Source organism: Streptomyces sp. MUSC 14, assembly GCF_001866675.1.
Classification (GTDB): Bacteria; Actinomycetota; Actinomycetes; order Streptomycetales; family Streptomycetaceae; genus Streptomyces.
This window is the reverse complement of sequence record NZ_MLYN01000155.1, coordinates 1-1,524: the sequence shown is the minus strand read 5'-3', so window position 1 is coordinate 1,524 and position 1,524 is coordinate 1. Positions and strand designations below refer to the sequence as shown.

Here is a 1,524-nt window from a genome sequence, read left to right as displayed (position 1 = left end):
CCCTCTCTGTCAGCCTTGGGTGAGACGCCCCGCTTCGTCGGGTTAGCCTGAGAGGGCACGACAGGAGAACCACCCCCTCATGACCAGCACCAACCCCGCAGAGTCCGATCCGACTCCCCGGCCGAAGCGCCGCTCCTTCACTCCCGAGTACAAGCTGCGGATCGTGGCCGAGTACGATGCCGCGCCCAAGAACGAGAAGGGCGCGGTCCTGCGCCGCGAGCGTCTGTACCACTCGCACGTCAAGGAATGGCGGGCTGCGCGGGATGCCGGGGCGCTGGAGAAGCTGGTCGACAAGCGCACCAGTCCGGCGAGGCCGAAGAAGTCGGCCGCCGAGGCTGAGAACGAGAAGCTGCGCCGTCAGGTGGAGCGGCTGGAGAAGGAACTGGCCCGGAACAAGGCTGCGTTGGAGGTCATGGGAAAAGCGTCCGCGCTCTTGGAAATGATCTCCGAGGGCGCGGACTGACGCGCGCCGCTGAACCGGTGGTCGACGACGCGTTCACCGGTATCGGGGGCAATCTGGGCATCACGGCCGCCTGCCGGCTGACCGGCCGCTCCCGGGCCACCCACTACCGCCGGCTCCGCCCCTCGCCACCGCCAAGGCCCCGCAAGCGGCAGGTCCAGCCCTCGGCCCTGACGGTGGAAGAGCGGGCTGCGGTACTGGAGCTGATGAACAGCGTCGAGTACGCCGAGCTGCCTCCCGCGCAGATCTGGGCTCGCGAGCTGGATGCCGGGCGCTACCACTGCTCCGTCTCCACGATGTATCGGATCCTGCGTGAACAGGGGCAGTGCGGCGAGCGCCGTCGCCAGGCCACTCACCCGGCCAGGACGGTGCCCGAGCTGGTGGCCACCGCACCGTCGCAGGTGTTCGCCTGGGACATCACCAAGGCCGCCGGACCGGTCAAGGGCGTCTGGTATCACGCCTACGTCGTCATCGACATCTTCAGCCGGTACATCGTCGGCCATACCGTCGAACGGGCCGAATCAGCGGTGCGGGCCGAGGAGTTGATCCGCGAGACCATCGCCCGCAACGGCATCGTGCCCGAAACCGTGCACGCCGACCGCGGCACCTCGATGACCTCCAAGAAGGTCTCGCAGCTGCTGATCGACCTTGGCGTCACTCGGTCGCACTCGCGGCCGAAGACCTCCAACGACAACCCCTACATCGAAGCCCACTTCAAGACCACGAAGTACATGTCCGACTACCCCGAACGGTTCGATTCGTTGGCCCACGCCCGCGAGTGGTTCGACGCGTTCATCGCGTACTACAACCACGAGCACCGGCATTCGGGGATCGGCTGGCACACACCCGCCAGCGTCCACTTCGGCACCGCCGAGGAGGTCCGTGACCAGCGAGCGGTCACCCTCACCGAGGCATACACCCGCCACCCCGAACGCTTCAGTCGCCGCCCCCGACCACCCCAGATACCCCAGCAGGCATGGATCAACGACCCGGCCAAACGCCGGGAACCTGCACCACAAACCTCATAGCGTCACAACCGTCTCACTGGACTTGAAATCTTCCGA

Annotated in this window: 2 protein-coding genes; both read left to right on the top strand. The window is 66.7% G+C overall.

The annotated features are described in order from the left end of the window. The first annotated feature begins 79 nt into the window (after nt 1-79). Nucleotides 80-463, top strand: coding sequence for a transposase (locus tag BIV25_RS51955; protein WP_071378577.1), 384 nt, complete (start codon nt 80-82; stop codon nt 461-463). 17 nt (nt 464-480) lie between these two features. Beyond that, nucleotides 481-1,488 carry an IS3 family transposase gene (locus BIV25_RS46085; RefSeq protein WP_071378576.1) on the top strand — a complete coding sequence of 336 codons (1,008 nt, stop codon included), beginning with the start codon at nt 481-483 and terminating at the stop codon, nt 1,486-1,488. Nucleotides 1,489-1,524: the final 36 nt, after the last annotated feature.

Bases quoted from the DNA above. Each gene is read 5' to 3' on its own strand.
- BIV25_RS51955 (WP_071378577.1), top strand. From the start codon at position 80: ATGACCAGCACCAACCCCGCAGAGTCCGATCCGACTCCCCGGCCGAAG.